A 4,230-nucleotide genomic window follows, 5' to 3' on the forward strand; every position below is an offset into this window, starting at 1 on the left:
CTGGAGTTCAGACGTGTGCTCTTCCGATCTCCTGGCTGCGTCTCGGCCTGGCCGCCGACGCCGGCCCCGGGCGTGACCCCCGGCTGGGTCGGCGGCGGTGGGAGGCGCGGCTCTGGCACACGCTCGACACCGAGCTGGGCGCCGCCGAGGTCCAGCGCCGCGCCTGGGCCAACCTCGACCGGGTCACCGAGGAGATCCGGGCGGCGGCCGTCGAGCTGGTCGGCGGTCCGGCCGACGACGAGACGGTACGCCGGGCGTTGGACCTGCTGGCCGCCGAGCATCCGGACGACGCCACCATCGTCGACCTCGCCTCGGTCACGCTCGACGAGGCGAGTGACTTCGTCCGCCGGCACGACCTGGTGAGCCTGGTCGACGACCCGTGCGTGATCCAGGAGATGCCGGAGTTCGCCCGCGGCGTGGCGGTGGCCTACTGCGACTCGCCCGGGCCCCTGGAGACGGCCGACGTGCCGACGTTCTACTGCATCGCGCCCACCCCGGTGGACTGGCCGGCTCAGCGGGTCGAGTCGTTCTACCGGGAGTACAACGACCACATGATCCGCAACCTGACCGTGCACGAGGCGATGCCCGGTCACTTCCTCCAGCTCGCCCACGCCCGGCGCCACACCGGCCCGACCCGGGTACGCGCGCTCACCGAGTCCGGCGTGTTCATCGAGGGTTGGGCGGTCTACACCGAGGAGCTGATGGCCGGGCTCGGCTTCGGCGGGCTGCCGGTGCGCCTCCAGCAGCTCAAGATGCAGCTCCGGATGACCATCAACGCGCTGCTCGACCAGCTCGTGCACTGCGACGACCTGCCCGAGTCGGAGGCGATGGCGCTGATGACCGGGCGCGGTTTCCAGGAGGAGGGCGAGGCGGCCGGCAAGTGGCGGCGGGCGTTGCTCACCTCCACCCAGCTCTCCACCTACTTCGTCGGCTACAGCGAGATGGCCGACATCGCCGCCGCGCGGCCCGCCGACGTGCCGGTGCGGGAGTGGCACGACGCGATGCTGGCGCACGACTGCCCGCCCCCGCGCCACCTGCGTACGCTGCTGGGGCTCTGACCGCTCAGCCGCGCGCGACGACCGCGTCGATCAGCCAGCGGGACAACGAGTACGCCGGCGGCAGCTCGGCCGGCAACGCGTCCACCGGGAACCAGCGGGCCTCGGTCAGCTCCGCCCGGTCGACCACCGGCTCGGCGGCCGGGTCGGTCACCGCGGCGGTGAAGCCGGCCAGCAGCGTGCCCGGTCCGGACAGCGCCCACGGCTGGCTGTCCACGTACGCGGGGCGGCCCAGCGTCAGGCCGACCTCCTCGGCGGCCTCGCGGCGCACCGCCGCCTCCAGCGACTCGCCGGCCTCGACGAAGCCGGCGACCAGCGCCCACAGCTCGGTCGGCCCGTGGGCGTGGCGGACCAGCAGAAGCTCGCCCGGACGGGTGATCGCGGTCAGCACCGCGACGGAGAGCGGCACGTACCCGGTCAGCCCGCACGCCGGGCAGCGCCGCGCGGTCTCGCCCGGCACGTCGGCCAGTTCGGCCCGGCAGGCACCGCACCACCGGTGCGTACGCCGCCACGTGACCAGGCAGAGCGCGCGCCCGGCCAGGTCCGCCCAGGGCGCGGGCAGTTCGGCCGCGAGGCCGCGCCAGCTCCGCCACCGGCCGGGCAGGGACTCCGGTTCGCCGACCTCGGTCGTCCAGGCCGGCACCCCGTCCACCGTGCCGACCGCCACCCACCCGGTCGCGGCGGGCAGTTCGCCGACTCGCGGCGGCCGCCCGTCGGCGCCCGTCAGCAGCTTCCTCCCGGCCACCGCGAGGGCCAGGTCGTCCGGGTCCGGCGGCCGGCCGTGGTCGGCGACGGGAAGGAAGCCCGCCGCGCCCGTCCGGGCCGGTACGTCGGCGGTGCCGCCGGGGTTCACGACGTGGTGGTGCGCCGGTCGACCACGCCGGCGCCGGCCGGTACGGCGAACGCGGCGGCCTCGACCGTCTCGGTGTAGCGGTTGAGCGTCACCTCGGCCGGCTTGCCGTCGAGCCGGCCGGTGAAGCTGCCCAGCACCCCCTCGTTCGTCACGCAGGCGGTGAAGCGTTCCCCGGCGTTCGTGACGTCGACGCAGGTGGCGTGGTGCCCGGCCAGCGTGGTGTCGCTCTGCTTGATGACCGCCTCGGGCCGCAGCGCCGCGTCGGTGAGCAGCCGGATCACCGCCGGCGGGGTGACCAGGCCCTGCTTGCGGGCCTCGTCGTAGACGATCACCGACGGCTTGCCGGCGGTGAGCAGCGGCGGGGAGACGGTGCAGGAGGTGCGGGCGGTGGTGCTCGCGCACCGGGTGACCGCCTCCTGGGTCACCGTGATCTTGCCCCCGGGCCAGGTGTAGGTGGAGCGGAGCGGCTCCTCGGTCTGCGCGATCGAGGCGGTCCGCCCGCCGTCGAGCTGGTACTCGGCGGCCCAGGTCTGCTCCAGCGCCCGGTCCATCCGCGCGGCGAGGTCGTTGACCAGATCGGCCCGGCCGAGGGCGACCCCCGCGTCGTCCAGGGCCTGGCAACCGGTGACCGAGAGCGACACGATGACCGAGGCGGCGAGCACACGGAGAGTCGTCGAGGCGGCAGGCATGATGCCCAGCCTTGTCGATCGACGCAACCTCTCGCAAACCCGTTGCCGGTTGACGACCGGTAATCCGGGAATGTCCGTCTCAGCAGGTGCCTCGGGGCCCGCCCCGAGCGGCGTACGGGAGGGCGGGGACCGATACGCTGCGTTCAACACCTGCCTCAGCCGCACCGTCGCGGCCCATCCGGACCGGAACCACACAAACGAGGAGCGACTCAGTGGCAACCATCGAGGGAATCGTCGCCCGGGAGATCCTGGACTCGCGGGGCAACCCGACGGTCGAGGTCGAGGTCGGGCTCGACGACGGCACGATCGCCCGCGCCGCGGTGCCGTCCGGCGCCTCCACCGGCGCCTTCGAGGCGGTCGAGCTGCGCGACGGTGACAAGGACCGCTACCTGGGCAAGGGTGTCGAGAAGGCGGTCGCCAACATCGAGGACCGGATCGTCGACCAGCTCATCGGCTACGAGGCCAGCGAGCAGCGGCTGATCGACCAGAAGATGATCGACATCGACGGGTCGGACAACAAGGGCGAGCTGGGCGCCAACGCCATCCTCGGCGTCTCCCTGGCCGTGGCGAAGGCCGCCGCCGGCAGCGCCGAGCTGAGCCTGTTCCGCTACCTGGGCGGCCCGAACGCGCACCTGCTCCCGGTGCCGATGATGAACATCCTCAACGGCGGCGCGCACGCCGACTCGAACGTCGACATCCAGGAGTTCATGATCGCGCCGATCGGCGCGCCGACGTTCCGGGACGCGCTGCGCTCCGGCGCCGAGGTCTACCACGCGCTGAAGTCGGTGCTGAAGAAGAAGGACCTGTCGACCGGCCTGGGCGACGAGGGCGGCTTCGCCCCGAACCTGCCCACCAACGCCGCCGCGCTGGACCTGATCTCCGAGGCCGTGGAGAAGGCCGGCTACCGGCTCGGCACCGACATCGTCTTCGCGCTCGACGTGGCCGCCACCGAGTTCTTCGACAACGGCAGCTACACGTTCGAGGGCAGCGCCAAGAGCGCCGAGGAGATGAGCAACTATTACACCAAGCTGGCCGGCGACTACCCGATCGTGTCCATCGAGGACCCGCTGGCCGAGGACGACTGGAGCGGCTGGGCCACCCTCACCGCCGCGCTCGGCGACCGGATCCAGATCGTCGGCGACGACCTGTTCGTGACCAACCCGCAGCGCATCGCCCGCGGCATCGCCGAGCAGGCCGCCAACGCGGTGCTGGTCAAGGTCAACCAGATCGGCTCGCTCACCGAGACGCTCGACGCCGTGGACCTGGCCCACCGGGCCGGCTTCAGGTGCATGATGAGCCACCGTTCCGGCGAGACCGAGGACACCACCATCGCCGACCTGGCCGTCGCCACCGGCTGCGGGCAGATCAAGACCGGTGCGCCGGCCCGCTCCGACCGGGTGGCCAAGTACAACCAGCTGCTCCGCATCGAGGAGGAGCTGGCCGACGCGGCGCGGTACGCCGGCGCCGGCGCGTTCCCGCGTTACCGTTCGGCCTGAGGCCGACGCTCCGGGGGAGGGGTGTGACGATGCAGCAGCGCCGCACACCGGGTGGCCAGCGGCCCGCCCGTCGGCCGGGTCAGGCCGGTCGGGCGGGCGGTGCCCGGGTCCGGTCCACCGCCCGTGACGGCGGCGTG

At 73.2% G+C, this 4,230-nt stretch carries 3 protein-coding genes; 1 reads left to right on the top strand and 2 read right to left on the bottom strand.

The genetic code is table 11. The features are described 5' to 3' along the window. Positions 1–1,062: 1,062 nt before the first annotated feature. A complete protein-coding gene (locus tag HUW36_RS27050) occupies positions 1,063–1,908 on the bottom strand; it encodes an NAD(+) diphosphatase (protein WP_174530726.1) in 846 nt (281 codons plus the stop codon). After that, positions 1,905–2,597, bottom strand: coding sequence for a hypothetical protein (locus HUW36_RS27055; RefSeq protein WP_174530727.1), 693 nt, complete (start codon positions 2,595–2,597; stop codon positions 1,905–1,907). Before HUW36_RS27055 ends, HUW36_RS27050 begins: the two co-directional genes overlap by 4 nt. A gap of 212 nt (positions 2,598–2,809) precedes the next feature. Between HUW36_RS27055 and eno the strand changes: the two genes are divergently transcribed. Then, positions 2,810–4,093: a phosphopyruvate hydratase gene (gene eno / locus HUW36_RS27060; protein WP_174530728.1), complete on the top strand. Its 1,284-nt coding sequence runs from the start codon at positions 2,810–2,812 to the stop codon at positions 4,091–4,093. The last annotated feature ends 137 nt before the right edge of the window (positions 4,094–4,230 follow it).

Source organism: Micromonospora maritima, assembly GCF_902825405.1.
In the GTDB taxonomy this organism is placed as follows: domain Bacteria; phylum Actinomycetota; class Actinomycetes; order Mycobacteriales; family Micromonosporaceae; genus Micromonospora; species Micromonospora maritima.